Source organism: Mesorhizobium sp. PL10 (genome assembly GCF_053714315.1).
Map to the genome: position 1 here is coordinate 21,442 of NZ_JBSKBR010000011.1, position 23,901 is coordinate 45,342.

The window sequence follows — 23,901 nt, forward strand, 5'->3', positions numbered from 1 at the left end:
TTTTGGCGAACCTACCTGTAAGCATTGATAAATAACGATAATGGTAGGCCCGGAGGATGTATCAAGAACGTTGATTTCATGGGGTTTTTCGCGGGCCAAAACCAGAAATCTTCCCGTATCGTTCCGTATGGTTCCGCCACAGTCGAACATAGCGCCCCTACGCCTCCTTCGCGCCAGGACCGGTCTTGAGCTCACATTGACGCTTGAGCTGCACAACAAAACGCGTCGTCACCTCGGTCGCAACAACTGCTGCGCGATAAACCAAGCTTGTTCGACATGATGTCGAGCGGCGACCTCAGCTTTGTCAGGGTCGCGCAACTTGATTGCGTCCATGATTTCGGTCATTTCGGCGATCGCCGGCTCGCGGCGGTTGTCCGAGGCGATGGTCATCGAACGCAGCTGGTTGATGCGGACATTCAGCCCGGTGACGATTTCCCAGGCAATACGCTTGTCGGCCGCTTCGAACAGCGCCTCGTAGAATTTGGTCGTCGCCCGCATCACCGCGACCGGCACGCCCGAAGCCCAGGCTTCGAACAGGTTGGTCAAAGCGCCATCGAGCAAGGCAATCTGCTCGCTCGTGGCCGACATGGCGCAAGCTCGCGCCGCGATGCCCTCCAGCAGCGCTCGCAATTCATAGATCTCGTCGGTGCGGCCGAGATCCGGCTTGGCCACGGCCGGTCCATGGCCCGGTATCATCTGCACCAGGCCTTCGGCCTCCAATTGCCGCAAAACCTCGCGCACGACCGAACGGCTGACCCCGAGCTGATCGCAAAGCGGCCGCTCGACCAGTCTCTCGCCGGGTTGGAAGTGGAAATCCATGATCGCCTCACGCATGCGCTCCAGCGCCAGCGTCCGCAACGTCTTGGCGGAGCGGTCGATCCGCAGCGCATCTTCTGACATTTTTTCTCTGCCTCCCTGGTACGGCCACAAAACAGATTTCATGGCCAATTGACAAGGTTCTTGGCGCTCCATAGCATGGTATACCATAAGACGCGATAGACGTGACGGCGCTGAACTGCGCTATCCGACCGAGGATTTTGATGAAGCCGGCCATTCGAAAGATCGTCACCTACATCGAGAACACGCTGATCGAAGGCGGAAAGGCAGCACCCCAGCCGCTGCGACTGGTCGGTGTAGCGGCTGTGCTGACGAACCCCTGGGCTGGCCGTGGTTTCACCGAGGATCTTTCTCCCGAGATCCGCGCCATCGCTCCCATCCTTGGCGAAATGCTGACCCGCGAGATCATCGCCGTCGCCGGTTCGGGTGAGGCGATCGAAGGCTACGGCAAGGCCGCCATCTGCGGCACTTCGGGCGAGATCGAGCACGCTTCCGCGCTGATCCACACGCTGCATTTCGGCAATCACTACCGCCGCGCCGTTGGCGCCAAGACCTATCTGGCCTTTACCAATCTGCGTGGCGGGCCGAACACGCCGATAATGATCCCGCTGATGGACAAGAACGACGAAGGCCGCCGCTCCCACTATCTGACCGTGCATTTCCAGATCGGCGATGCGCCGTCGCCGGACGAGTTGGTGGTGGCGCTCGGCGCTTCCATTGGCGGCCGCCCACATCATCGCATCGGCGATCGCTATCAGGATCTCAAGGAGGTCGGGGACCTGCATGGCTGACGCCGCCGCCCCCGCATGGGTTCGGGACACGGCTCCGGACGGAACCGGCTTCATCAGAGCCGGCTCCGGCACGCCGGTGCTGCTCATCCACGGCGTCGGCATGAATGCTGTGATCTGGCAGCCGCAGATCGAGTTGATGAGGAACCGCCACGACCTGATCGCCATCGATATGCTCGGCCACGGCAGTTCGCCGCTGCCGCCGGAAAACGCCAACCTGTCGGACTTTGCCGATCAGGCTATCCGCTTGCTCGATCACCTCGGTCTCGCCTCCGTTTCGATCGTCGGTCATTCGATGGGGGCGCTGGTCGCCTTGGAAATCGCCCTTCGCGCACCGTCGCGTGTCAGCTCCGTCGTCTGTCTCAATGCCGTCTTCCGCCGCCCTCCGGCCCTGGCGCAGGCTGTGCGTGAACGGGCGGCAGCGCTCGGCTCTCACGGCGATCCTTCAGCCATCGTCGCAACGCTTGCGCGTTGGTTCGGCGACCCGCTGCCGGCTAGTCTGGCTGGTGCTGCCGAAACCGCCCGCGCCGCGCTTGAAGATGTCAGCGCCGAGGGGTACGCGCGGACCTATCGCCTGTTTGCCCGAGCCGATACCCAGCATGTCGATCGCCTGGCCGACCTTGCCGTGCCGGCGCTGTTCGTGACCGGATCGGAAGACAGGAATTCGACGCCCGCCATGTCGGCGGCGATGGCACGGCTTGCACCGCGCGGCCGATGTCTCGTTCTGAGCGGCGAAAGACACATGATGACAATCGCTTCGCCCGAAAAGGTGACCCACCACATAATGGCTTTTCTCGATGCTGGGAAAGACGCTGTCGCCAGGCCGGAGACGGCGCCGGCATTTGACGCCGGCGAATTCAGGCGGGCGCTAGGCTCGTTTCTGACCGGCGTCACCATCGTCACCACGATCGGCGCGGAAGGCGAGCCGCGCGGCTTCACCGCCAACTCCTTCACATCTGTTTCGCTCGAGCCGCCGCTCGTCCTTGTCTGCATCGCCAAGAAAGCACTGGGGCACAGCGCCTTTTCGACCTCAAGAGGTTTCGCCATCAACATCCTGTCGGAGAGCCAGAAGGCCGAATCCGGCATCTTCGCATCCAAGGCCGCGGACAAGTTCGCTACCGTTGACTGGCAATCCGGGCAAACCGGCAATCCGCTGATCGACGGCTCCGTCGCCGTGTTCGATTGCGCCATGGAACAATTGGTCGACGCCGGCGATCACTCGATCCTGATCGGCCGCGTGCGCGATTTCGCCCACAATGGTGCGCAACCGCTCGGCTATTGCCGCGGCACCTATGTCACGCCCGGCCTTAGCCAGGAGGCGCTGGCGGCAGCACCTCATGGGACCGAAGTCGGCGCCATTCTCGAAAATGAAGGCCGAGTGCTGTTCTTCGAAACCCCGGACGGTTTCCACGAATTGCCGGCGGGGCGCGGGCTGGGCTCGCCGAAGGATGCCCGCAGCCTCAAGGGATGCCTCGCCGCCAAGGCGGTCGACGCACAGCTCGGCTTCCTGTTTGCGGTGTGGGATGACGCGGCCGATCCGTCGCGCTCGCACGTCTACTACCGGGGAACGGTCACCACCCCCGCCTCCGGGGATCGCCAGGTCAGGCTTGTCGAGATCGACCATATCGCCGATCTCAGGATCGCCGATCCTGCGGTTCGTTCCATGCTGACCCGCTATGTCCGCGAACGCACGGAAGATGCATTCGGTGTCTATGTCGGCAACGAGGTCGAAGGCGAGGTCCGGCCGCTCGCCAGGGCCGCGCCTTCCCAAGCTCTTACTGGTCGCAGGTAACGCCGATGAAATTTTCGCTGTTCGTCCATATGGAGCGCTCGGATCTGACGAAGCCGCATTCCGAGCTTGTTGCCGAGTTGGAGGATCTGGTCCTGCAGGCCGAACAGGCCGGCTTCGCGACCGCCTGGATCGGCGAGCACCACGGGATGGAATTCACCATCTCGCCCAACCCGTTCATCAACATCGCCTATCTGAGCGCAAAGACGACACGCATCCGGCTCGGCACCGGAACCATCGTCGCGCCATTCTGGCACCCGATCAAGCTCGCCGGCGAAGCAGCAATGGCCGACGTCATTACCGGCGGCCGGCTCGATATCGGCATTGCGCGCGGCGCCTACAGCTATGAGTACCAGCGGCTTTTCCCCGGGCTCGAAGCCTGGGGCGCGGGTCAGCGCATGCGCGAGATGGTGCCGGCGATCCGTGGCCTGTGGGATGGCGACTTCGAACTGTCCGGCGAGTTCTGGTCGTTCCCGTCGACCACCTCATCGCCCAAGCCGCTGCAAGAGCCCTATCCGCCGATCTGGGTGGCGGCGCGTGACCCTAACTCGCACGACTTTGCCGTGGCCAACAAATGCAACGTGCAGGTGACGCCGCTTGCCTCAGGCGACGGCGAAGTGGCGAGCCTGATGGAGCGCTTCAACACGGCCTGTGCCGCCCATCCCGAAATACCGCGGCCGGAAATCATGCTCCTGATGCATACGTTCGTCGCCGAGGACGCGGCCGATGCCGATCGCCTGACGCAGGACCTGTCGCAATTCTACTGCCAGTTCGGCGCCTGGTTCCAGAACAAGAAGCCGGTGCACCAGGGCGTTCTGGAAGAACTGACCGAGGCCGAGATTGCGGCCATGCCGCAATATGCGCCGGACAAGATCAGACAGAATCTGGTGATCGGCGAGGCCGACGAGGTGATCGCCCGGCTCAAGGCCTACGAAGCGCTCGGCTATGACCAGTATTCGATCTGGATCGACAGCGGCCTTTCGCACGAGCGCAAGAAGAAATCGCTGCAGTTGTTCATCGACAAAGTGATGCCGGCCTTCCAGGGACCGCGCGCGTGACGAGCACCGGCGAATTCAGGAACTACATAGACGGCCAGTTCGTGGAGGCCGCCTCGACCTTCGACAGCATCGACCCGTCGACCGGTGCAACATGGGCAAAAATGCCCACTGCTTCAGCCGCCGATGTCGACCGCGCCGTCGAGGCCGCACATCGGGCACTGCGCTCCGGCCCATGGGCAGCGATGACCGCAACGGCGCGCGGCAAGCTTCTGGTGCGGCTCGGCGATCTCGTCGTCGCCAATGCCGATCGGCTGGCTGAACTCGAGACGCGCGACACCGGCAAGATCATCCGCGAGACCCGCGCCCAGATCGCCTATGTCGGCGATTACTACCGCTACTATGGTGGTCTCGCCGACAAGCACGAAGGCTCGTTTGTTCCTATCGACAAGGCGGATATGGAGGTGACGATCCGGCCGGAGCCGATCGGCGTCGTTGCCGCCGTCGTGCCGTGGAATTCACAGCTCTTCCTGTCGGCCGTCAAGCTCGGGCCGGCGCTGGCAGCTGGCTGCACTATCGTCCTCAAGGCGTCCGAGGATGGCCCTGCACCGCTGCTCGCCTTTGCCGAACTCGTCCACGAAGCCGGATTTCCCGAAGGCAGCGTCAACATCCTGACCGGCTTCGGCCATGATTGCGGCCACCGCCTGACCAGCCATCCGCTGGTTGCCCGCGTTGCCTTCACCGGCGGTCCTGGGACGGCGCGGCAGATCGTCAGGAACACGGCGGAAAATCTCGCCTACACCACGCTCGAACTCGGCGGCAAAAGCCCGGTCGTGGTGTTTGCCGATGCAGATCTGGACAGCGCCGCCAACGCCGTCGTCGCCGGCATCTTTGCCGCCACCGGCCAGAGCTGCGTCGCCGGCTCGCGGCTGCTGGTCGAGCGCTCGGTGAAGGACGAGTTTCTCGCCCGGCTCAAGTGCAAGGCCGAGGCGATCCGGATCGGCGACCCGCAGGATCCGACCACCGAAATGGGGCCGCTCGCCACGGCACGCCAGCGCGAGTGGATCGAAAAGACCGTCGCCGAAAGCCTCACCAGTGGCGGCCGGCTGGTGACCGGCGGCAAGCGCCCCGAGGGCAAGGCGGACGGCTTCTACTATGCACCGACGATCATCGAGGCGCCTGATCAAAACCTCGCCTGCGTGCGCGAAGAGCTTTTCGGCCCAGTGCTGAGCGTGCTGGCGTTTGACACCGAGGAGCAGGCGCTGTCGCTCGCCAACGATACGAAGTTCGGCCTGGCTTCCGGCGTCTTCGCCACCAATCTTGCCAAGGCCCACCGCATGGCGCGCGGCATCCACGCCGGCGTGGTCTGGATCAACACCTACCGCGCCGTCTCGCCGCTGGTTCCGTTTGGCGGCTACGGCCAGTCCGGCCTCGGCCGCGAAGGCGGCATGGACGCGATCCGCGACTACACGCGTTCGAAATCGGTCTGGATACGCACCTCGGACGACCCAATTCCCGATCCTTTTGTCATGCGGTAGCGCCGCGGACGGGGATTCGCGATCAAGGCGAAAACGCCGACCGCGAACAGCCACAACGAAAACAAACAGAGGAGAACGATATGAAACTGATCTTCACCGGCATCATTGCCGGACTGCTCGCAACGACGGCCGCCAAGGCCGACGAAATGGTCTTCACCAGCTGGGGCGGAACGACGCAGGAAGCGCAAACCAAGTCCTGGGCCGAGCCCTTCACCGCCGCATCCGGCATCAAGGTCCTGCAGGACGGGCCGACCGACTACGGCAAACTGAAGGCCATGGTCGACGCCGGCAGCGTCAACTGGGATGTCGTCGATGTCGAGATGGATTTCGCCATCAAGGCGGCCAAGGACGGGCTGCTGGAGCCGATCGACTTCAAAGCGGTGCCGCAGGCCGATCTCGATCCGCGCTTCACCACCGACCATGCCGTCGGCAGCTTTTACTATTCCTTCGTGCTCGCCTGGAACAAGGGCGCCGTTTCGGGCGAACCTGCCGGCTGGGCCGACATGTTCGACACCAAGAAATTCCCGGGCAAGCGCACCTTCTACAAATGGTCGGCGCCCGGCGTCATCGAGATCGCCTTGCTCGCCGATGGCGTTCCCGCCGACAAGCTCTATCCGCTCGATCTCGACCGCGCTTTCAAGAAGCTCGACACGATCAAGTCGGACATCGTCTGGTGGGGTGGCGGCGCGGAATCGCAGCAGCTGATCGCTTCCGGCGAAGCAGCGTTCGGCCAGCTCTGGAACGGCCGCGTCTTTGCGCTTCAGCATGACGAGGCAGATGTCGGCGTGTCCTGGGCCCAGAACCTGACTGCGGCCGACGTTCTGGTGGTGCCGAAGGGCGCCAAGAACAAGGATGCCGCAATGAAGTTCCTCGCTGCGGCGAGCAGCCCGGCCGGCCAGGCAAAATTTGCCGAGGCAAGCGGTTACGCGCCGATCAACACCAAGGCCAAGGCCGAGATGCCCGCCGACGTCGTGAAGTCATTGCCGGACGCTCATGTGGAGGGGCAGATCAACCTCGACATGAACTACTGGGCTGAGAACCGCGATGCCATCGCGACGCGCTGGTACGCCTGGCAGGCGAAGTAACACCGCAACAGAACGGGACGAGACGGCGCAGGCTGTCTCGTCCACAATCAGGTTCCCGCCATGTCGGTCGAAACGCGTCAGAGCTTCGGAACATTAAAGATGCCGGCAGGCTTCGGTGGCCTGCTGCCGGCACTGACCCTGATCGCGCTTTTCTTCGTTGTCCCGGTGCTGGCCCTGCTGTTGCGCAGCATCACCGAGCCCGCACCCGGCCTGCAGAACTACGCGACGCTGCTGGGTGACGGCACCTATGCCAGGGTGTTCTTCAACACCTTCCTGGTCGCGGCGGTGGTCACAGTCGTTACTGTTCTGGTCGCCTTTCCGGTCGCCTGGATGCTCGCCATCATGCCGGCGGCGCTGGCCTCGATCGTCTTCGGCGTCATCATCCTGTCGATGTGGACCAATCTGCTCACCCGCACCTATGCCTGGATGGTGCTGCTGCAGCGCACCGGCGTCATCAACCGGACGCTGATCGCCATTGGAATCATCGACCAGCCGCTGCCGCTCATCAACAATCTCACCGGCGTCACCATCGGCATGGTCTACATCATGCTGCCCTTCATGATCCTGCCGCTGGTCGGCACCTTGCGGGCGATCGACCCGATGACGCTGCGCGCCGCGGCCCTGTGCGGCGCCGGCCCTTTCCAGGCCTTCCGTCGCATCCTCTTGCCGCTGTCGCTGCCCGGCATCGCCGCCGGCGGCCTGATGGTGTTCGTTATGTCGCTCGGCTATTTCGTCACGCCGGCACTGCTCGGCGGCACGTCGAACATGATGTTGGCCGAAATGATCACGCAGATGATCCAGTCGCTGCTCAATTGGGGGCTGGGCAGCGCCGCCGCCTTCATCCTCCTTGTCGTCACCATGGCCCTCTACGCATTGCAGCTGCGCCTTGTCGGCGCCAGGCGCGTGACGGGAGGCGTCTGAGATGCTGCTCGACTACGACCGCATGGGATGGCTGAAAATTGCGCTGCTCGGCTTCACCGTGCTCGTCGCCGCCTTTCTCCTCTTGCCGGTAGTTTTCATCGTTCTGCTGTCGTTCGGCTCGTCGCGCTGGCTGGCCTTTCCGCCACCTGGCTGGACGCTGAAATGGTACCAGGAACTGTTTGCCGATCCGTCTTGGTTGGAGGCGGCGCTGACCAGCGCCCGCATCGCCACGATGACGGCGATCCTTGCCGTGGTGATCGGCCTGCTTGCCTCGTTTGCGCTGGTTCGCGGCCAGTTTCGCGGCCGTGAAATCCTTCGCGGTCTGCTGCTGACGCCGATGGTGTTGCCGGTGGTGGTGTTCGCCATCGCCATCTACGCCTTCTTCCTGCGCCTCGGTCTCGGCGGTACGACGATCGGCTTCGTCATCGCCCACACAGTGCTTGCCCTGCCCTTCGCGATCATCCCGATCGCCACGGCGCTCGAAGGCTTCGACAAGTCGATCGAGGATGCCGCGATCGTCTGCGGCGCGAGCCCGCTCGTGGCAAAGCTCAGGATCACCTTGCCGTCGATCCGCATCGGCATCTTTTCCGCCGCCATCTTTGCCTTCCTCGCCTCCTGGGATGAAGTCGTCGTGGCGATCTTCATGGCCAGCCCGACCTTGCAGACCTTGCCGGTCAAGATCTGGGGCAGCCTGCGCTCGGATCTGAGCCCGGTCATCGCCGCCGCCTCCAGCCTGCTCGTCGGTCTGACGCTTGCCCTGATGGTAGTGGCGGCACTCCTGCGCCGAAAGTTCCAGACATGACCCAGCCCTTCCTTTCCATCCGCAATCTGCGCAAGGCGTTCGGCGCGATCACCGCAGTGCATGACGTCACGTTGGACATTCCAAAGGGTCAGTTCCTGACCTTTCTCGGGCCGTCGGGTTCGGGAAAATCAACGACGCTCTATGCCATCGCCGGCTTCCAGGATCCGAGCTCCGGCGATGTCCAGCTGGAGGGCAAATCCTTGCTAGCGATACCCTCGCACAAGCGCAACATCGGCATGGTCTTTCAGCGCTACACGCTGTTTCCGCATCTGACGGTCGCCGAAAACATTGCCTTTCCGCTTCGGGTCCGGCGCCGGCCGGAAGCCCAGGTGAAGAAGAAGGTCGGCGACATGCTGGCCCTGGTACGGCTGGAAAGCTTTGCCGCGAGACTGCCTGGCGCGCTGTCAGGCGGCCAGCAGCAGCGCGTCGCGCTGGCCCGGGCGCTGGCCTACGATCCGCCGATCCTTTTGATGGACGAGCCGCTGTCGGCGCTGGACAAGAAACTGCGCGAGGAGATCCAGGCCGAGATCCGCCGCATCCACCGCGAGACCGGCGTTACCATCCTCTATGTCACGCATGACCAGGAGGAAGCGCTGCACCTCTCGGATCGGATCGCGCTCTTCAGGGACGGCCGTATCGAGCAGATCGGCACCGGCGAGGACCTTTATCTCCGGCCAGCGACCGATTTCGTCGCCGGCTTCATCGGCAATTCGAATTTTTTGGCTGCGGAACATCTGGAAACCGTCGGCGGTGCCGCCACCATCCGCCTTGCCGACGGCTCGCTGGTCTCGGGTATCAACGCAAATGGCAGCCTCGCACCGGGGCAAAAAACCAGATTGATGATCAGACCGGAGGCCCTTCGTCTGGACCGGGGACCGAAAAGTGTGGAGCTGGTCGTAGATATCATCGACGTTGCCTTCTATGGCGAACGGCGGCGCATCGTTGCGCGTACCAGCACTGGACAGGAGATCGACATCAGGCCGACATTCTCCGCCACCGCTTCGCATGATGTGGCGCCGAGCCAACGTCAGGTCTTTTTCGACCCGAGCGCAGCGTTCCTGTTTCCCGCCTGACTCACCACACCGGATGGAGGTCAGCCAGCAGTTCGACGAGTTGCCGCTGGCTGGGGCAAGGCGGCGGACGGCAAGGTTGCGCAGGCCCGGCTGTCGCCCACCATGCAGATCATCGGCCTGCCGCCGGGCGTCCAGGACGTCGTCATCTTCGTGCTCGCGCTGGCCGGACGCCAAGCCTGACACGGCGAACGCCGCCCGAACCGCCAGCCGACGATGCTAGTCCCGCCATGCAGCCAGGCGACCGGCAGGCATGACACGGCAATGAAGGCTCTGGTCAAACCCGGAGGTTGTGGTAGAGTGATCATACCAGTAAATAACATGACGATAGGCACGGCCATCGTTGGAAATCGGGAGCAAGCATAGATGACGACGATTGCGCTGTTCGGAGCCGGCGGGAAAATGGGTTACCGCCTGTCGACCAATTTTCGTGGCTCGCCGTATACGATACGCCATGTCGAGGTCAGCAATGCCGGCCGCGAGCGGCTGAAATCGGGGCTGGGCTTTGATGCCGTCAGTGCCGATGAAGCGCTCAACGGCGCCGATGTGGTGATCCTGGCGGTACCCGATACGCATATCGGCAAGGTGGCGGCCAGCATCGAGAGCAAGCTCGCGCCAGGCACGATGGTCGTCGTGCTTGACGCTGCCGCACCGTTCGCCGGCCATTTGCCGCAGCGGCCGGACCTGACCTATTTCGTCACCCATCCCTGCCATCCGCCGATCTTCAACGACGAAACCGACATGGCGGCCAAGAAGGACTATTTCGGCGGCGTCAAGGCCAAGCAGCATATGGTCAGCGCGCTGATGCAGGGTCCGGAAGAGGATTACGCCAAGGGCGAGGCAATCGCCAAGATCATCTGGGCGCCGGTGATGCGCTCGCACCGTGTCACTGTCGATCAGATGGCGTTGCTGGAGCCCGGCCTTTCGGAAACCGTATGCGCTTCGCTGCTCGTCGTCATGAAGGAAGCCGTCGACGAGGTCGTGGCGCGCGGCGTCGACCAGCAGGCCGCGCTCGACTTCCTGCTCGGCCATATGAACGTGCTGGGCGCCGTCATCTTCGGCGAAACCAAGGGCGTGTTCTCCGACGCCTGCAACAAGGCGATCGAATTTGGCAAGCCGGTGCTGATGCGCGACGACTGGAAGCGGGTGTTCGAGCCGGAAGAGATCGCCGCGAGCATTCAGCGCATCACCTGAGAAAGGCCAAGTCAGGTGCTCGCCGGAGCGTCTCGATGCCTCGGCGCAGGAGCCGCTGTCGCTGACTCCCGGCCGCTCATCAGGTACATATCATCTGAATTTGTGATTGACTCATCATACCAGTTGGCTTAGCTGTTGGTGGCTTGGATCGACAAAGTTTCGCAGGGCCTGGACGAGCGGAGGGACGGCGGGGAGAGCAACGATCCGTTCGGGAAGCCGGCAAACGGCTTTTGAGCCTGAACCGATCAGCGACCTGCGCCGCGCGATGAATTCGAATGCAGACAGTGGCCTTGGTTGATCAAGGCAATTTTTCAAACGGGAGGACATCATGAAACTCACACGCAGAATGACACTTGCGGCTTTCGCCGGCATGCTGGCGCTTGGCACGGCGGCACCCGCCTATGCGGCGGACCTTATTGCCATCATCACGCCTTCGCACGACAATCCGTTCTTCAAGGCGGAAGCTGTCGGTGCCGAAGCCAAGGCCAAGGAACTCGGCTATGAAGCGCTGGTGCTCGTTCATGACGACGATGCCAACAAGCAGTCCGAACTGATCGACACGGCGATCGGTCGCGGCGCCAAGGCGATCATTCTCGACAATGCCGGCGCCGACGCCACCGTCGCAGCCGTGCAGAAGGCCAAGGACGCGGGCGTGCCTTCGTTCCTGATCGATCGCGAGATCAACGCCACCGGCGTTGCCGTGGCGCAGATCGTCTCCAATAACTACCAGGGCGCCCAGCTCGGCGCGCAGGAGTTCGTCAAGCTGATGGGCGAGAAGGGCAATTTCGTCGAATTGGTCGGCAAGGAATCCGACACCAATGCCGGCATCCGCTCGAAGGGTTATCACGACGTCATCGACGACTATCCGGATCTGAAGATGGTCGCCCAGCAGTCGGCCAACTGGAGCCAGACCGAGGCCTACGCCAAGATGGAATCGATCCTGCAAGCCAATCCCGACATCAAGGGCGTCATCTCCGGCAACGACACGATGGCGATGGGCGCCTATGCGGCGCTGGTCGCAGCAAACCGCAAGGACGTCATCGTCGTCGGCTTCGACGGATCGAACGACGTGCGCGATTCGATCACCGCGGGCGGCATCAAGGCAACCGTGCTGCAGCCGGCTTATGCGCAGGCGCAGATGGCGGTCGAGCAGGCCAACGATTTCATCAAGAACAAGAAGTCGCCCGAGAAGGAAAAGCAGTTGATGGACTGCGTTCTAGTCAATGGCGACAATGCTCCCAAGCTGGAAACTTTTGCGCTGACCAACTGAGCCGGCGTGACATGAATAGCGAGGGGCGAATCTCGGTTCGTCCCTCGCCGCCATTTTCCGTGGGTGCCGACCGCCATGCTGAACAACAGGCCATCATGCTGAACAACAAGCCGACCTGGCCGATCCTTGTCGTTGCAGTCGGCATCAGCCTGACCGCCTGCAAGATTCTCCCGACGCCTTCGGGGGACAGCGGCAACGCCTTCAACCCCGACAAGATGGTCGAGGAGATCTGGGTGGCGAAGGTGGTGCCCTATCTCCAGCGGAAAGCCGGACCGTTTGCCGAGGTCCACGTGCTGGCGAAAACCGATCCCGCTTCCGCCGGCGCCAAATATGGCAATCCGAACAAGCAGGCGAATTCGCCATGGACTTTCGCGGTGCGCGTCGAGGGCAAAATCATCGCCGCCAACACAGCGTCGCGCGCGGCGACGATGGATATCGATGTCGATGGCGACGGCAAGGCCGATGCGCGGGTGCAGATCGGACCCGCGATGCGGGGAACCGCGCTGCGCGACAGCCTCGATTTCATCCAGTTCAACGATTTTACCAATCAGATCGACTTCGCCCAGTTCGGCAAGGCGTTCAACGCCTATGCCGACAAAACCGTGCTTTCCAAACTGCCGCGCGACGCATTGGAAGGCCGGACCGCCAAGGTTCTCGGCGCCTATACGCTCGAAAGCGGCCAGGACCTGCCGCTGGTGACGCCGGCGGAGGCAGAAATCGGGCCGAAACCATGAGTGCCGCCTCCGCTCACGATGTCATCCTGAAGCTGGAAGACGTCTCCAAGGTCTATTCCGGCACCGTCGCGGTCAAGCGCGCGAATTTCGAGGTGCGCAAGGGCGCGGTGAATGTGCTGGTCGGCGAAAACGGCGCCGGCAAATCTACGCTGATGAAGATCATCGCCGGCGTCGAACAGCCGACGCTCGGCCGGATTCTTCTGCAAGGGGAGGAGGTCTCCTTCTCATCGTCGGGAGATGCGGTGAACCGCGGCATCGGCATGGTGTTCCAGGAGCTGAACCTGTTCGGCAATCTGACCGTCGCCGAAAACATCTTCGCTACCCGCGAAATCACCAACCGGTTCCGCAAGATCGACCGCAAGGAGCAGGAGCGCCGCGCGGCGCAATTTCTCGAACGCCTGCAGGCCGGGATCCGGCCTGACATGCTGGTCGAGGATCTGCGCATCGGCCAGCAGCAGCTGGTCGAGATCGCCAAGGCGGTTTCGCTGGATGCGCGCATCCTGATCATGGACGAGCCGACCTCGGCGCTGAGTGCGGCGGAAGTCGAGATACTATTCAAGGTGATTGCCGACCTCAAAGCGCGAGGCGTGGCCATCGTCTACATCTCGCACCGGCTGGAAGAGCTGATCCGCATCGGCGACTACATCACCGTGCTGCGCGATGGGCACATCACCGGCCAGGAGCAGATGAGAAACGTCGACACGCGCTGGATCGTGCGGCAGATGATCGGCTCCGACGCCAAGGATTTCGCTAAGGCCGACGGCCATGTTCCCGGCGAAGAAATATTCCGCGCCGAGGACATCTGCCTGCCGCGCGCGACCGGCGGGCTGGCGGTCGACCACGTCTCGCTGTCACTGCGCGCCGGCGAGATTCTTGGTATATACGGCCTGATGGGCGCCGGACGCAGCGAGCTGTTCGACTGCATCATGGGCCGCCATGGCCAGGCCACCGGAGCGATCTTCATTGCCGGCAAGAAGGTCAAGGAGCGCGATACGACGCGGCGCATCCGGCGCGGGCTGGCGCTGATTCCCGAAGACCGCCAGCGCGAAGGGTTGGTGTCGATCCTGTCGGTGGCCAGCAATCTGACGCTGGCCAGCCTGTCGCGGTTTGTGCGCCTGTTCCACATCCGTGGCGGCCCCGAACGACAGGCGGTGACGCAGATGGTGAAGGAACTGGCGATCAAGGTCGCCGACCCGGCGCAGGAGGTCTCTTCGCTGTCCGGCGGCAACCAGCAAAAGGTGGTGATCGGCAAGGCGCTGCTCACCGGCCCCAAGGTGCTGCTGATGGATGAGCCGAGCCGTGGCATCGATGTCGGCGCTAAGGCCGACGTCTTCCGCACCATGCGCAAACTGTCGCGCGACGGGCTGGGCATTCTGTTCGCCACCTCCGACCTCGACGAGGTGATGGCGTTGTCCGACCGCATTGCGGTGATGAGCAACGGAAAACTGACCGGCATGTTCGATCGCGCCGAGGCGACGGAGGCAGCCCTTGTCGCCGCCTCGGCACTTGGCCACGGACCGGCCCCGCACACGGAGAGCCCATGACTGATATCCCGGCCAAGGCGGCCTCCTCCTCCGTCCCGAGCGGCTCGCTGTTGCTGACGTTGATGAAGGCGAGGACCTTCATTGCGCTGATCGCTGTGCTGATCTTCTTTTCGATCGCGGCGCCGAATTTCCTGTCGACCGCCAATCTGATCCTGATGTCGAAACATGTGGCGCTGAACGCGTTCCTGGCCATGGGCATGACCTTCGTCATCATCACCGGCGGCATCGACCTGTCGGTCGGCTCGATCGTCGGCCTGTGCGGCATGGTGGCCGGCTATCTCGTGCTCAACGGCATCGACCTGCAGATCGGCTACACAATCTATTTCAACGTCGTCGAGATCGCACTGATCACGCTGGCGGTCGGCATCCTGATCGGCGCCGTCAACGGATTGCTGATCACCCGGCTGAATGTCGCGCCGTTCATCGCCACGCTTGGCGTGCTCTATGTCGCGCGCGGCCTGGCGCTGCTGTCGTCGGATGGCCGCACCTTCCCGAACCTGGTCGGCAAGCCTGCGCTCGGCACCACCGGCTTTGGCTTCCTCGGCGCCGGGCGGTTGCTCGGCCTGCCGGTGGCGATCTGGATCCTGATCGTCGTTGCGCTGGCGGCGGCCTATCTCGCCAAATACACGCCGCTCGGCCGCCACATCTTCGCTGTCGGCGGCAATGAGCGGGCGTCGCGAATTTCGGGCGTTCGTGTCAACATGGTGAAGATGTTCGTCTACATGTTCTCCGGTTTCTGCGCGGCGATCGTCGGCCTGATCATCTCGTCGGAACTGATGGCCTCGCATCCGGCGACAGGCGAAAGTTTCGAGCTCAACGCGATTGCGGCGGCCGTGCTTGGCGGCACCTCGATGTCGGGCGGGCGCGGCACGATCGGCGGCACCATCGTCGGCGCTTTCGTCATCGGTATTCTTTCGGACGGGTTGGTGATGATGGGCGTGAGTTCATTCTGGCAGATGGTGGTCAAGGGCCTGGTCATCATCGTCGCCGTCGTCGTCGACCAGGCGCAGCGCCGGCTGCAGAGCCGGGTGACGCTGATGCAGATGGCGAAGGCAGGCTGAACATGGCGGAGCTGCGCGGAGCGCTGATCGGCTGCGGCTTCTTTGCCGTCAACCAGATGCATGCCTGGCGCGACATAGAGGGCCCCTCAATCGTCGCCATCTGCGACCGCGACCCGGAACGGCTGAAGATCGTCGGCGACCAGTTCGGCATCGCCAAGCGCTACACCGATGCGGCTGCTTTGTTCGAAAGCGAGACGCTGGACTTCGTCGATATCGCCACCACCGCGCCCAGCCATCGGCCGCTGGTCGAGATGGCGGCGCGGCACCGTGTGCCTGCAATCTGCCAAAAGCCGTTCGCGCCGACGCTTGCCGACGCCAAGGCGATGGTGAAGGCTTGCGTGGGAGCCAGCATACCGCTGATGGTGCATGAGAATTTTCGCTGGCAGTCGCCGATCCAGGCGGTGCGCGCCGTGCTCGACAGCGGCGAGATCGGCACGCCCTTCTTCGGCCGTATCTCCTTTCGCTCCGCCTATGACGTGTTTTCCGGCCAGCCCTATCTCGCCAAGGGAAAGCGCTTCATCATCGAGGACCTCGGCATCCACAGCCTTGACATTTCCCGGTTCCTGCTGGGCGATGTGTCGACGATCACGACACGAACCGCGCGCATCAACCCTGATATCGCTGGCGAAGATGTCGCGACGATGTTGATGGACCACAAGAACGGCGTGACGTCGGTCGTCGACTGCAGCTACGCGACGAAGCTTGCCGTCGAGCCGTTTCCCGAAACGCTGATCGAGATCGACGGCAGCGACGGCACAATCCGGCTGGCGCAGGGCTACCGGCTCACCGTCACCGGCAGGAACGGCACAAGGGTCACCGACGTCTCGCCGCCGCTCTTGCCCTGGGCATCGCGCCCATGGCACAACATCCAGGAGAGCGTCGTTGCCATCCAGCAGCACTGGGTCGACTGCCTGGCTAGGGGGATCGAACCGGCGACCTCGGGCGCCGACAATCTCAAGACATTCGCGTTGGTCGAGGCCGCCTATACGGGTGCGGCGAGCCGGGAACCGGTGCAGCTCGACGCCTTGTTGAGATGACCACCGACGGCTTCCTCCTCTATGGCACGCATGTGGTCGAAGCCGCGCCGGTCAGGCTCAGCGCCGGCGCGCTCAGCGCGGACTTCGTCAATGGCAATCTGCGCACCATCCGCCATGGCGGCACCGAAGTGCTCCGGGCCATCGCCTATATCGTGCGCGACCGCCACTGGGGCACTTACGAGCCTGTACTGACCGACCTTGTCATCGACCAGGACGCAGACGCCTTTTCGGTCAGCTATTCAGCAAGCTGCACGGGGCCGGACGCAAGCCGGCTCGGCTTTCGCGCCACCATCAAGGGCTCCGCCAGCGGCGAACTGGTGTTCGACGTCAGCGCTCTGCCCGAGAGCGACTTTGAGACCAATCGCTGCGGCTTCTGCATCCTGCATCCGATCGCCGGCCTGGCTGGCAGCCCGGTCACGGTCGAGCATACCGATGGCAGCTTGGTGGCGACGAAGCTGCCGCTGTTGATCGATCCCTGGCAGCCTTTCAAGGATTTGCGCGCCATTACCCATGAGGTCCGGCCCGGCGTCACCGCCGAATGCCGGATGGAGGGCGACACTTTCGAGATGGAAGACCAGCGCAACTGGTCGGATGCGTCCTACAAGACCTATGTCCGGCCGCTGGCGCTGCCATGGCCCTATGTGTTGCCTGTCGGTCAAACCGTCAGGCAGACGATCAGCCTGCGCATCATCGGCGAGGGGAAAATAACGGCTGTCGCGACAAGCACCGAACCGGTGCGCATCGAACTCGGCGAGGCCGGGCAGAGGCTGCCGGATATCGGCGTGATCATCTACCCGGATGACGTGGAGGCCGCGCTCGCAAACCTTCCGACATTGGCCGCGCTGGGCCCGCAGCAACTTGTCTTCCACTACGACCCGACACGTGGCCATGGGCTGGGTGCGTTGCAGTCCTTTGCAAAACTTGCCGCCGCCTATCCAGTGCAGACGACGCTGGAATGCGTCGTTGCCTGCGCGGGCGATCTCGAAGCTGACCTTTCAGCCGTCGCCGACATGGTGCGCCAGGCCGGGCTAAAACTTTCGGCCATTGCCGTCTCGCCTTCCGTCGACCGGCAGTCGACGCCGCCGGGCAGCGCGTGGCCGGACTGTCCGCCGCTCGAAGACGTCTATGCCGCCGCGCGGCGCGCCTTTCCCGATATCCGGCTCGGCGGCGGCATGTTCAGCTATTTCACCGAGCTCAACCGCAAGCGGGTGCCGGCCGGGCTGCTCGATTTCGTCACTCACTGCACCTGCCCGCTCGTGCATGCCGCCGACGATCTCAGCGTCATGCAATCGCTGGAGGCTCTGCCCTTCATCACGCGGTCGGCGCGCGCGATCTTCGGCGCGACGCCGTACCGGATCGGCCCGTCGACGATCGCCATGCGGCAGAACCCCTATGGCGGCGCGACCAAGGACAATCCCCAGGAACAGCGCATCGCCATGGCCAACCGCGATCCGCGCCACAACGGCCAATTCGCCGCCGCGTGGACGATCGGCTATGCCGCGCGCGTCGCGCCGGCCGGGCTGGAGATGCTGACGCTGTCGAGCTTGGCCGGTCCGTTCGGTGTGCTGGCGGCGTCGGGCGAACCCGCCGTAGAGGGATCACCGCGACCGATCTTCCAAGCTATCAAAGGGCTCTGCGAACTGGCCGGGCTCGCGCATGTCTCGACCGGCACGAGCGACGAGACGCACGTTGCTGCGCTCGCCGGCCGCTCCGGCTCGGGCGAGACCATTGTGTGGCTCGCCAATCTCAGGGGTGACGATGTCCAGGTCGACGCTTCAGCATTTGGCCATGGTCATCTGGTGATGTCGCCCTACGCCATTACCAGGCTCGGTTAGGGCTATTTCTCGGAGTTCATCACGTAGAGCGCGCGCGAGCGCTCGAGGTGCTTGATCATCGCCTTCTCGGCGCCCTCGGCATCCCTATGCTCGATGCGATCGACGATCTCCTCGTGCTCGGTCAGCGTGTACTTTTCCTTGCCGGTCCAGATCAGCATCTCGGTATGGTATTCCTTCAGCCAGCCGAGCATTGCCTCGCTGACGGCGACGTAGATCGGGTTGCCCGATATCATCGCGATCTGGGTGTGGAACTTCATGTCGGCCGAAATGAAAGCCTCGGAATCGCCACGCGCGGCGCGCTGCTCGGCAACCGTTGCCTTGAGCCGCTGCACGTCTTCGGCGGTGGCCTTTTCCGCGGCTTCCCTGACCATGCCGCGCTCAAAGAAAATGCGCGCGCTCTTGAGGTGCTCGAGCGTGTCTTTCGATGAAGAAAGAATGATCTTGGCGGCGCCATCGACCTGCCTGATGATCGACTTGGCGGTCAGTTGCAACACCTTGGCGCGCTCGCCATGCGAGATGGCGACGAGCCCCATATTGTTCAGCGCCTGCATCGCCTCACGGATCGCCGGCCGGCCAACCTCGAAGCGCTCCATCAATTCACGCTCCGACGGCATGTCGTCACCCGGCTGCAGTTCGCCGCTGGTGATCAGCCGCTGCAGCCGTGCAAAGACTTCATCGGAAAGCTTGCGCCGGACGATCGGCTCCGAACGGTTCATCGTGGCGAATCACTCCCTGGCCCGGTTCCTGTTTAGCATTTCCGGCCGGATTACCGGAATGCCTGCGCCTTACCCGTGCCACGACGCGAGATTGGAATATTTGCTTGCTTTACTCATGTACTCATTATACCAGATTTGCCGCATGACGAAACTTTTTTCGAACCCTTTTCGGCCGGCCGGCATTCCATGATCACCCTCACTTACCGCATCGAAACATCCGGCAGCATCGAGGCACTGGCGGCCAAGATCGCCAGCGACCAGTCGACTGGAACCTTCGTCGCGCTGCCTGGTGAGACGGAAGAGCTGAAGGCGCGCGTCGCGGCCCGCGTGCTGGCGATCCGGCCTCTGCCCGATGCCGCGCAGCCGTCCATTCCCGAGGCCGGCAGCGGGCCTTTCCGGCGCGCCGATGTCGACATCGCCTTTCCGTTCGACGCCGTCGGCACCGACCTGTCGGCACTGATGACCATCGCCATTGGCGGCACCTACTCGATCAAGGGCCTGTCAGGCATCCGTATCGTCGACATGAAGCTGCCGCCGGAATTCAAGGGCGCCCATCCCGGCCCGCAATTCGGCGTCGCCGGCAGCCGCCGGCTGACCGGCGTCCAGGGCCGCCCGATTATCGGCACCATCGTCAAGCCGGCGCTGGGGTTGCGGCCGCATGAGACGGCCGCGATGGTGGGCGAGATGATCGAGGCCGGCGTCGATTTCATCAAGGACGACGAGAAGCTGATGAGCCCGGCCTATTCGCCGCTGGCTGAACGGGTGAAGGCCATCATGCCTTTGATCCTCGACCATGAGCAGAAGACCGGCAAGAAGGTGATGCATGCCTTCGGCATCTCTCATGCCGATCCCGACGAAATGATGCGCAACCACGATCTCGTGGTCGAAGCCGGCGGCAATTGCGCCGTCGTCAACATCAACTCCATCGGCTTCGGCGGCATGGCGTACCTGAGAAAACGTTCCGGCCTGGTGCTGCATGCGCACCGCAATGGCTGGGACATCCTCACCCGACATCCCGGGCTCGGCATGGATTTCAGCGTGTGGCAGCAGTTCTGGCGGCTGCTCGGCGTTGACCAGTTCCAGATCAACGGCATCGCCTCGAAATACTGGGAGCCGGACGAGTCCTTCATCCGCTCCTTCGAGGCGGTGACGACACCGCTCTTTTCGCCCGATGATTGCGCCCTGCCCGTGGCAGGTTCCGGGCAGTGGGGCGGACAGGCGCCTGAAACCTACGAACGCACCGGCCGCACCGTCGATCTTCTTTATTTGTGCGGCGGCGGCATCGTTAGCCATCCGGACGGACCCGGCGCCGGCGTGCGCGCCGTGCAGCAGGCTTGGCAGGCGGCGGTCGAGGGCATTGCGCTCACGGACTTCGCAAAGAGCCATGCCGAGCTGGCGCGCTCGATCGAGAAATTTGGCGACGGCAAGGCGGCCTGAGCCATGCAGGACCTTCTGCTCAGCTATTATGGCGACGACCTCACCGGCTCGACCGATGTGATGGAGGCGCTGGAGCTCGGTGGCGTGCCGACCGTGCTGTTCATGCGCCAGCCGGACGCGGCGCAGCTGGCGCAATTCCCGCACTGCCGCGCGGTTGGCCTCGCGGGCACCAGCCGCAGCGAGACACCGCAATGGATGGACACGCATCTCAAGGATGCCTTCGCCTGGCTGAAGACGTTAAACGCCGCCATCTGTCACTACAAGGTTTGCTCGACCTTCGATTCCAGCCCGACGATCGGCAGCATCGGCCGGGCAATCGAGATCGGCCGTTCGGTCTTCGCGCAGGCCAGCGTGCCACTGCTGGTCGGCGCGCCGCAGCTCAAGCGATACACCGCCTTCGGCCATCTGTTCGCGGCCTATCGCGACAGATACTACCGCATCGATCGCCATCCGGTGATGAGCCGGCATCCAGCGACGCCGATGGACGAGGCCGATCTTCTGATCCACCTGTCGCGGCAGACCGCACTGCCCTCGGGATTGCTCGACCTCGCGACGCTGCGTTCGACAAACCGGTCGGCGGCCTTCGATCGCCTCGCCGAGGATGGTGCCGCGATCGTGCTCATCGATGTCGACAGTCCGGAAAGCCAGGCGCTTGCCGGCAGGGAGATCTGGCGCAGCCGCAAGCGCGGTGGTTCCTTCGCCGTCGGCTCGTCCGGCATCGAGTACGCGCTGATTGCCGAATGGGCGGAGACTGCCGCCGTTGACGCCGAGTCCCGCTTTTCGCCACCCGGCACTGCCGGCCGCGTCGCGGTGGTCTCGGGGAGTTGCTCACCGACGACCGAGCGGCAGATTCGCCATGCGCTGACCGATGGATTCGACGGCATCGAAGTCGATCCTATCGAACTGGTCTCGGAGAATTCCGAACAGGCGATAGCGCGTGCGGCAGCAAGCGGCCGCGCCGGCCTGGAAGCCGGGCGCAGCGTCATCCTCTACACCGCGCTCGGACCCACGGCCGATCGCGGCGCCGAGATCGACCGTGAGCAAGGCGCTCGCCATAAGCTCGGCCGCGGCCTCGGCACGCTGCTGCGGCAACTGGCCGAAGAGCAGGACCTGAAGCGCGTCATCATTGCAGGCGGCGATACGTCCAGCCATGCGCTGGGACAGATGGGCGTCGATGCGCTGACGGTCAGGATGCCGCTGCCCGCCTCGCCCGGCTCCCCGCTGTGCGTCGCCCATTCGCGCACCAAGGCAATCGACGGGCTGGAAGTGGCGCTGAAGGGCGGACAGGTCGGAACCGATCGCTATTTCTCAGCCATCCGTGATGGCGTTGGCGGCTAGCGGCGCCCTGCCCCACACAGGTTAAGGGAAAGAAGCAGCCAGGGCCTGCGTGCATATCCTGGCGGCAGGTGAAGAACTTGCCGCGTAAACCTTTCCTGCCGGGTGGAAATCACGACAACACTCGATAGTATCTGCGGAATACCGAGATCGGGAGGATGCCGGTGCAGACCAAGAAGATCATCAACGACGGCAACCGCGCCGTCGACGAGATGCTGGAAGGCATTCTCGCCGCGCATCCGCGCCATCTCAAATGCGTGGGCGGCAGTCCACGCTCGATAATTGCCCGCGCGGGGCCGCGTCCCGGCAAGGTCGGGCTCGTCATCGGCGGCGGCTCGGGCCATGAGCCGACCTTTCTCGGTTTCGTCGGCAAGGGGCTGGCCGATGCCGCGGCAATCGGCAACGTCTTCGCCTCGCCACCCCCTGATCCGATCCTCGAATGCGCCAAGGCAGTCAGCGGCGGCACCGGGGTTCTGTTCATGTACGGCAACTATGCCGGCGACGTGATGAATTTCGACATGGCGGCCGAGATGGCAGCGATGGACGACATCGAGGTGCGCACGGTGCTGAGCACCGACGATGTCGCTTCCGCGCCCGTTGGCGACAGGCACAGGCGGCGCGGCGTCGCAGGCAATTTCTTCATCTTCAAAGCGGCCGGTGCGGCCTGCGACCTGATGCTGTCGTTCGACGAGTGCGAGCGCGTCGCAAAAAAGGCCAACGACCACACGTTCACCATGGGCGTGGCGTTGTCGCCCTGCTCACTGCCACAGACCCGCCGGCCGAATTTCGAAATCGGCCCGGATGAGATGGAGATCGGCATGGGCATCCATGGCGAGCCCGGCATCGCGCGGGGAAAACTGAAGACAGCCAATGAGATCACCGACGAGATGCTGGACCGGATTCTCGACGAAATGGCGCCGGTGCATGGCGACAAAGTCGCCGTGCTCGTCAACTCGCTCGGCTCGACGCCACTGATGGAGCTCTACATCATGAACCGTCGGGTTAAGCAGAGGCTTGACGATATCGGCGTGTCCATTCACGCGACCTGGGTCGGCAACTACTGCACCTCGCTTGAAATGGCCGGCGCCTCGATCACGCTGCACCAGCTCGACGGCGAGTTGCAGACGATGCTGGACCACCCATGCGACTGCGCTATGTTTCGCGCCGGCTAGACCGTGACCCCGAAAAGTGGGGTTCCGGTCTTCGGAATGATCATCGTCAAACAGTAGACTTCAGCGGCAAGGGATGAAGACATGACGACAATCGATACCGCCCGCCTTGCCGCGATGTTCGTGGCTATCGCGGACGCCATGTCAGCCGACAGGGACCGGCTGTGCGCGCTCGACGGGGTGATTGGCGATGCCGACCACGGCATCGCGATGGAGCTCGGCTTTTCCGCCGCTCGCGACGCGGTCGCAGCCCTGGACGCCGGCAAGACCGATCCGACCACCTTGCTGAACACCGCGGCAAAATCGTTCCTGAATGCTGTCGGGGCCTCTTCGGGTCCGCTCTATGCCACCGCGCTCATGCGCGGCGCGGCAGCCGTGAAGGGCAAGACGACGCTCGACGACGCCGACGTTGTCGCGCTGTTCCAAGCCATGGCCAAGGGCATTCAGGATCGAGGCAAGGCCGCACCTGGCGAAAAGACAATGATGGATGCTTGGGCGCCTGCAGCGGCGGCGGCGGGCGAAGCCCTGGCTGCCGGCAGGGGCCTAGCCGGCAGCCTCATGGCCGCAGCCGGAGCGGCAAGGGCAGGCGCGGAAGCGACCAAGGCGATGGTCGCCACCAAGGGCCGGGCATCGCGCCTTGGCGAACGCTCGCTTGGCCATATGGATCCAGGCGCTGCGTCCGCCCTGACCGTGATCGAGGCCATGCGGATCGCCTTGACCGACTGACCAGGAGCGATCCGAGGG

21 protein-coding genes are annotated in these 23,901 nt (G+C 63.6%); 19 read left to right on the forward strand and 2 right to left on the reverse strand.

Annotation, left to right across the window (positions count from 1 at the left end; translation table 11 throughout):
- Positions 1–228: 228 nt before the first annotated feature.
- The gene (locus ACWGTO_RS18755) at positions 229–900 is read right to left on the reverse strand and encodes a GntR family transcriptional regulator (protein WP_454576292.1); all 672 of its coding nucleotides are present in this window, start codon (positions 898–900) and stop codon (positions 229–231) included.
- A 140-nt stretch (positions 901–1,040) separates the two neighbouring features.
- Here ACWGTO_RS18755 and ACWGTO_RS18760 point away from each other — a divergent pair, with 140 nt between their 5' ends.
- The 15 genes from ACWGTO_RS18760 (at position 1,041) to apnL (ending at position 18,500) form a co-directional block, all read left to right on the forward strand.
- Positions 1,041–1,628 carry an amino acid synthesis family protein gene (locus tag ACWGTO_RS18760; protein ID WP_454576293.1) on the forward strand — a complete coding sequence of 196 codons (588 nt, stop codon included), beginning with the start codon at positions 1,041–1,043 and terminating at the stop codon, positions 1,626–1,628.
- Positions 1,621–3,417 carry an alpha/beta fold hydrolase gene (locus ACWGTO_RS18765; RefSeq protein ID WP_454576294.1) on the forward strand — a complete coding sequence of 599 codons (1,797 nt, stop codon included), beginning with the start codon at positions 1,621–1,623 and terminating at the stop codon, positions 3,415–3,417. Before ACWGTO_RS18760 ends, ACWGTO_RS18765 begins: the two co-directional genes overlap by 8 nt.
- Positions 3,418–3,422: 5 nt before the next feature.
- A complete protein-coding gene (locus tag ACWGTO_RS18770; RefSeq protein WP_454576295.1) occupies positions 3,423–4,472 on the forward strand; it encodes an LLM class flavin-dependent oxidoreductase in 1,050 nt (349 codons plus the stop codon).
- Positions 4,469–5,947, forward strand: a complete 1,479-nt coding sequence (locus ACWGTO_RS18775) for an aldehyde dehydrogenase (RefSeq protein WP_454576296.1) — start codon at positions 4,469–4,471, stop codon at positions 5,945–5,947. The genes ACWGTO_RS18770 and ACWGTO_RS18775 overlap by 4 nt, the downstream gene beginning before the upstream one ends.
- 80 nt (positions 5,948–6,027) lie before the next feature.
- Positions 6,028–7,032, forward strand: coding sequence for an ABC transporter substrate-binding protein (locus ACWGTO_RS18780; protein ID WP_454576297.1), 1,005 nt, complete (start codon positions 6,028–6,030; stop codon positions 7,030–7,032).
- A 60-nt stretch (positions 7,033–7,092) separates the two neighbouring features.
- Complete coding sequence (locus tag ACWGTO_RS18785) at positions 7,093–7,953, forward strand: ABC transporter permease (protein ID WP_454576298.1); 861 nt, start codon at positions 7,093–7,095, stop codon at positions 7,951–7,953.
- A gap of 1 nt (position 7,954) precedes the next feature.
- Positions 7,955–8,755 (forward strand): ABC transporter permease, encoded by an 801-nt coding sequence (locus ACWGTO_RS18790; protein WP_454576299.1) that lies wholly within the window; start codon positions 7,955–7,957, stop codon positions 8,753–8,755.
- Entirely contained in the window at positions 8,752–9,828 is a 1,077-nt protein-coding gene (locus ACWGTO_RS18795; RefSeq protein WP_454576300.1) for an ABC transporter ATP-binding protein, read from the forward strand. The genes ACWGTO_RS18790 and ACWGTO_RS18795 overlap by 4 nt, the downstream gene beginning before the upstream one ends.
- 363 nt (positions 9,829–10,191) lie before the next feature.
- Positions 10,192–11,019 (forward strand): phosphogluconate dehydrogenase C-terminal domain-containing protein, encoded by an 828-nt coding sequence (locus ACWGTO_RS18800; RefSeq protein WP_454576301.1) that lies wholly within the window; start codon positions 10,192–10,194, stop codon positions 11,017–11,019.
- Between the two features lie 328 nt (positions 11,020–11,347).
- On the forward strand, positions 11,348–12,289 hold the full coding sequence (locus tag ACWGTO_RS18805) for a substrate-binding domain-containing protein (protein ID WP_454576302.1): 942 nt from the start codon (positions 11,348–11,350) through the stop codon (positions 12,287–12,289).
- A gap of 95 nt (positions 12,290–12,384) precedes the next feature.
- Entirely contained in the window at positions 12,385–13,023 is a 639-nt protein-coding gene (locus ACWGTO_RS18810; protein ID WP_454576303.1) for a DUF2291 family protein, read from the forward strand.
- Positions 13,020–14,567, forward strand: a complete 1,548-nt coding sequence (locus ACWGTO_RS18815) for a sugar ABC transporter ATP-binding protein (protein WP_454576304.1) — start codon at positions 13,020–13,022, stop codon at positions 14,565–14,567. Before ACWGTO_RS18810 ends, ACWGTO_RS18815 begins: the two co-directional genes overlap by 4 nt.
- Complete coding sequence (locus ACWGTO_RS18820; RefSeq protein WP_454576305.1) at positions 14,564–15,628, forward strand: ABC transporter permease; 1,065 nt, start codon at positions 14,564–14,566, stop codon at positions 15,626–15,628. Before ACWGTO_RS18815 ends, ACWGTO_RS18820 begins: the two co-directional genes overlap by 4 nt.
- A gap of 2 nt (positions 15,629–15,630) precedes the next feature.
- A complete protein-coding gene (locus ACWGTO_RS18825) occupies positions 15,631–16,665 on the forward strand; it encodes a Gfo/Idh/MocA family protein (RefSeq protein ID WP_454576306.1) in 1,035 nt (344 codons plus the stop codon).
- On the forward strand, positions 16,662–18,500 hold the full coding sequence (gene apnL, locus ACWGTO_RS18830) for a D-apionate lactonase (protein WP_454576307.1): 1,839 nt from the start codon (positions 16,662–16,664) through the stop codon (positions 18,498–18,500). The genes ACWGTO_RS18825 and apnL overlap by 4 nt, the downstream gene beginning before the upstream one ends.
- Before the next feature lie 2 nt (positions 18,501–18,502).
- On the opposite strand, the gene ACWGTO_RS18835 is transcribed toward apnL, so the two are convergent.
- Positions 18,503–19,216, reverse strand: a complete 714-nt coding sequence (locus ACWGTO_RS18835) for a transcriptional regulator NanR (protein ID WP_454576308.1) — start codon at positions 19,214–19,216, stop codon at positions 18,503–18,505.
- Between the two features lie 186 nt (positions 19,217–19,402).
- Between ACWGTO_RS18835 and oiaX the strand changes: the two genes are divergently transcribed.
- From oiaX to dhaL, 4 genes are all read left to right on the forward strand, one after another.
- The gene (gene oiaX / locus ACWGTO_RS18840) at positions 19,403–20,653 is read left to right on the forward strand and encodes a 3-oxo-isoapionate-4-phosphate decarboxylase OiaX (RefSeq protein ID WP_454576309.1); all 1,251 of its coding nucleotides are present in this window, start codon (positions 19,403–19,405) and stop codon (positions 20,651–20,653) included.
- Between the two features lie 3 nt (positions 20,654–20,656).
- A complete protein-coding gene (locus tag ACWGTO_RS18845) occupies positions 20,657–21,991 on the forward strand; it encodes a four-carbon acid sugar kinase family protein (protein ID WP_454576310.1) in 1,335 nt (444 codons plus the stop codon).
- Positions 21,992–22,152: 161 nt separating this feature from the next.
- A complete protein-coding gene (locus tag ACWGTO_RS18850; protein ID WP_454576311.1) occupies positions 22,153–23,160 on the forward strand; it encodes a dihydroxyacetone kinase subunit DhaK in 1,008 nt (335 codons plus the stop codon).
- 81 nt (positions 23,161–23,241) lie between these two features.
- A complete protein-coding gene (gene dhaL / locus ACWGTO_RS18855) occupies positions 23,242–23,883 on the forward strand; it encodes a dihydroxyacetone kinase subunit DhaL (RefSeq protein ID WP_454576312.1) in 642 nt (213 codons plus the stop codon).
- Positions 23,884–23,901: the final 18 nt, after the last annotated feature.

Excerpts from the sequence above, each read along its gene's own strand:
- ACWGTO_RS18755 (WP_454576292.1), bottom strand. The coding sequence starts at position 900 with ATGTCAGAAGATGCGCTGCGGATCGACCGCTCCGCCAAGACGTTGCGG.
- ACWGTO_RS18760 (WP_454576293.1), top strand. The coding sequence starts at position 1,041 with ATGAAGCCGGCCATTCGAAAGATCGTCACCTACATCGAGAACACGCTG.
- ACWGTO_RS18765 (WP_454576294.1), top strand. The coding sequence starts at position 1,621 with ATGGCTGACGCCGCCGCCCCCGCATGGGTTCGGGACACGGCTCCGGAC.
- ACWGTO_RS18770 (WP_454576295.1), top strand. The coding sequence starts at position 3,423 with ATGAAATTTTCGCTGTTCGTCCATATGGAGCGCTCGGATCTGACGAAG.
- ACWGTO_RS18780 (WP_454576297.1), top strand. The coding sequence starts at position 6,028 with ATGAAACTGATCTTCACCGGCATCATTGCCGGACTGCTCGCAACGACG.
- ACWGTO_RS18785 (WP_454576298.1), top strand. The coding sequence starts at position 7,093 with ATGTCGGTCGAAACGCGTCAGAGCTTCGGAACATTAAAGATGCCGGCA.
- ACWGTO_RS18790 (WP_454576299.1), top strand. The coding sequence starts at position 7,955 with ATGCTGCTCGACTACGACCGCATGGGATGGCTGAAAATTGCGCTGCTC.
- ACWGTO_RS18795 (WP_454576300.1), top strand. The coding sequence starts at position 8,752 with ATGACCCAGCCCTTCCTTTCCATCCGCAATCTGCGCAAGGCGTTCGGC.
- ACWGTO_RS18800 (WP_454576301.1), top strand. The coding sequence starts at position 10,192 with ATGACGACGATTGCGCTGTTCGGAGCCGGCGGGAAAATGGGTTACCGC.
- ACWGTO_RS18805 (WP_454576302.1), top strand. The coding sequence starts at position 11,348 with ATGAAACTCACACGCAGAATGACACTTGCGGCTTTCGCCGGCATGCTG.
- ACWGTO_RS18810 (WP_454576303.1), top strand. The coding sequence starts at position 12,385 with ATGCTGAACAACAAGCCGACCTGGCCGATCCTTGTCGTTGCAGTCGGC.
- ACWGTO_RS18815 (WP_454576304.1), top strand. The coding sequence starts at position 13,020 with ATGAGTGCCGCCTCCGCTCACGATGTCATCCTGAAGCTGGAAGACGTC.
- ACWGTO_RS18820 (WP_454576305.1), top strand. The coding sequence starts at position 14,564 with ATGACTGATATCCCGGCCAAGGCGGCCTCCTCCTCCGTCCCGAGCGGC.
- ACWGTO_RS18825 (WP_454576306.1), top strand. The coding sequence starts at position 15,631 with ATGGCGGAGCTGCGCGGAGCGCTGATCGGCTGCGGCTTCTTTGCCGTC.
- apnL (WP_454576307.1), top strand. The coding sequence starts at position 16,662 with ATGACCACCGACGGCTTCCTCCTCTATGGCACGCATGTGGTCGAAGCC.
- ACWGTO_RS18835 (WP_454576308.1), bottom strand. The coding sequence starts at position 19,216 with ATGAACCGTTCGGAGCCGATCGTCCGGCGCAAGCTTTCCGATGAAGTC.
- oiaX (WP_454576309.1), top strand. The coding sequence starts at position 19,403 with ATGATCACCCTCACTTACCGCATCGAAACATCCGGCAGCATCGAGGCA.
- ACWGTO_RS18845 (WP_454576310.1), top strand. The coding sequence starts at position 20,657 with ATGCAGGACCTTCTGCTCAGCTATTATGGCGACGACCTCACCGGCTCG.
- dhaL (WP_454576312.1), top strand. The coding sequence starts at position 23,242 with ATGACGACAATCGATACCGCCCGCCTTGCCGCGATGTTCGTGGCTATC.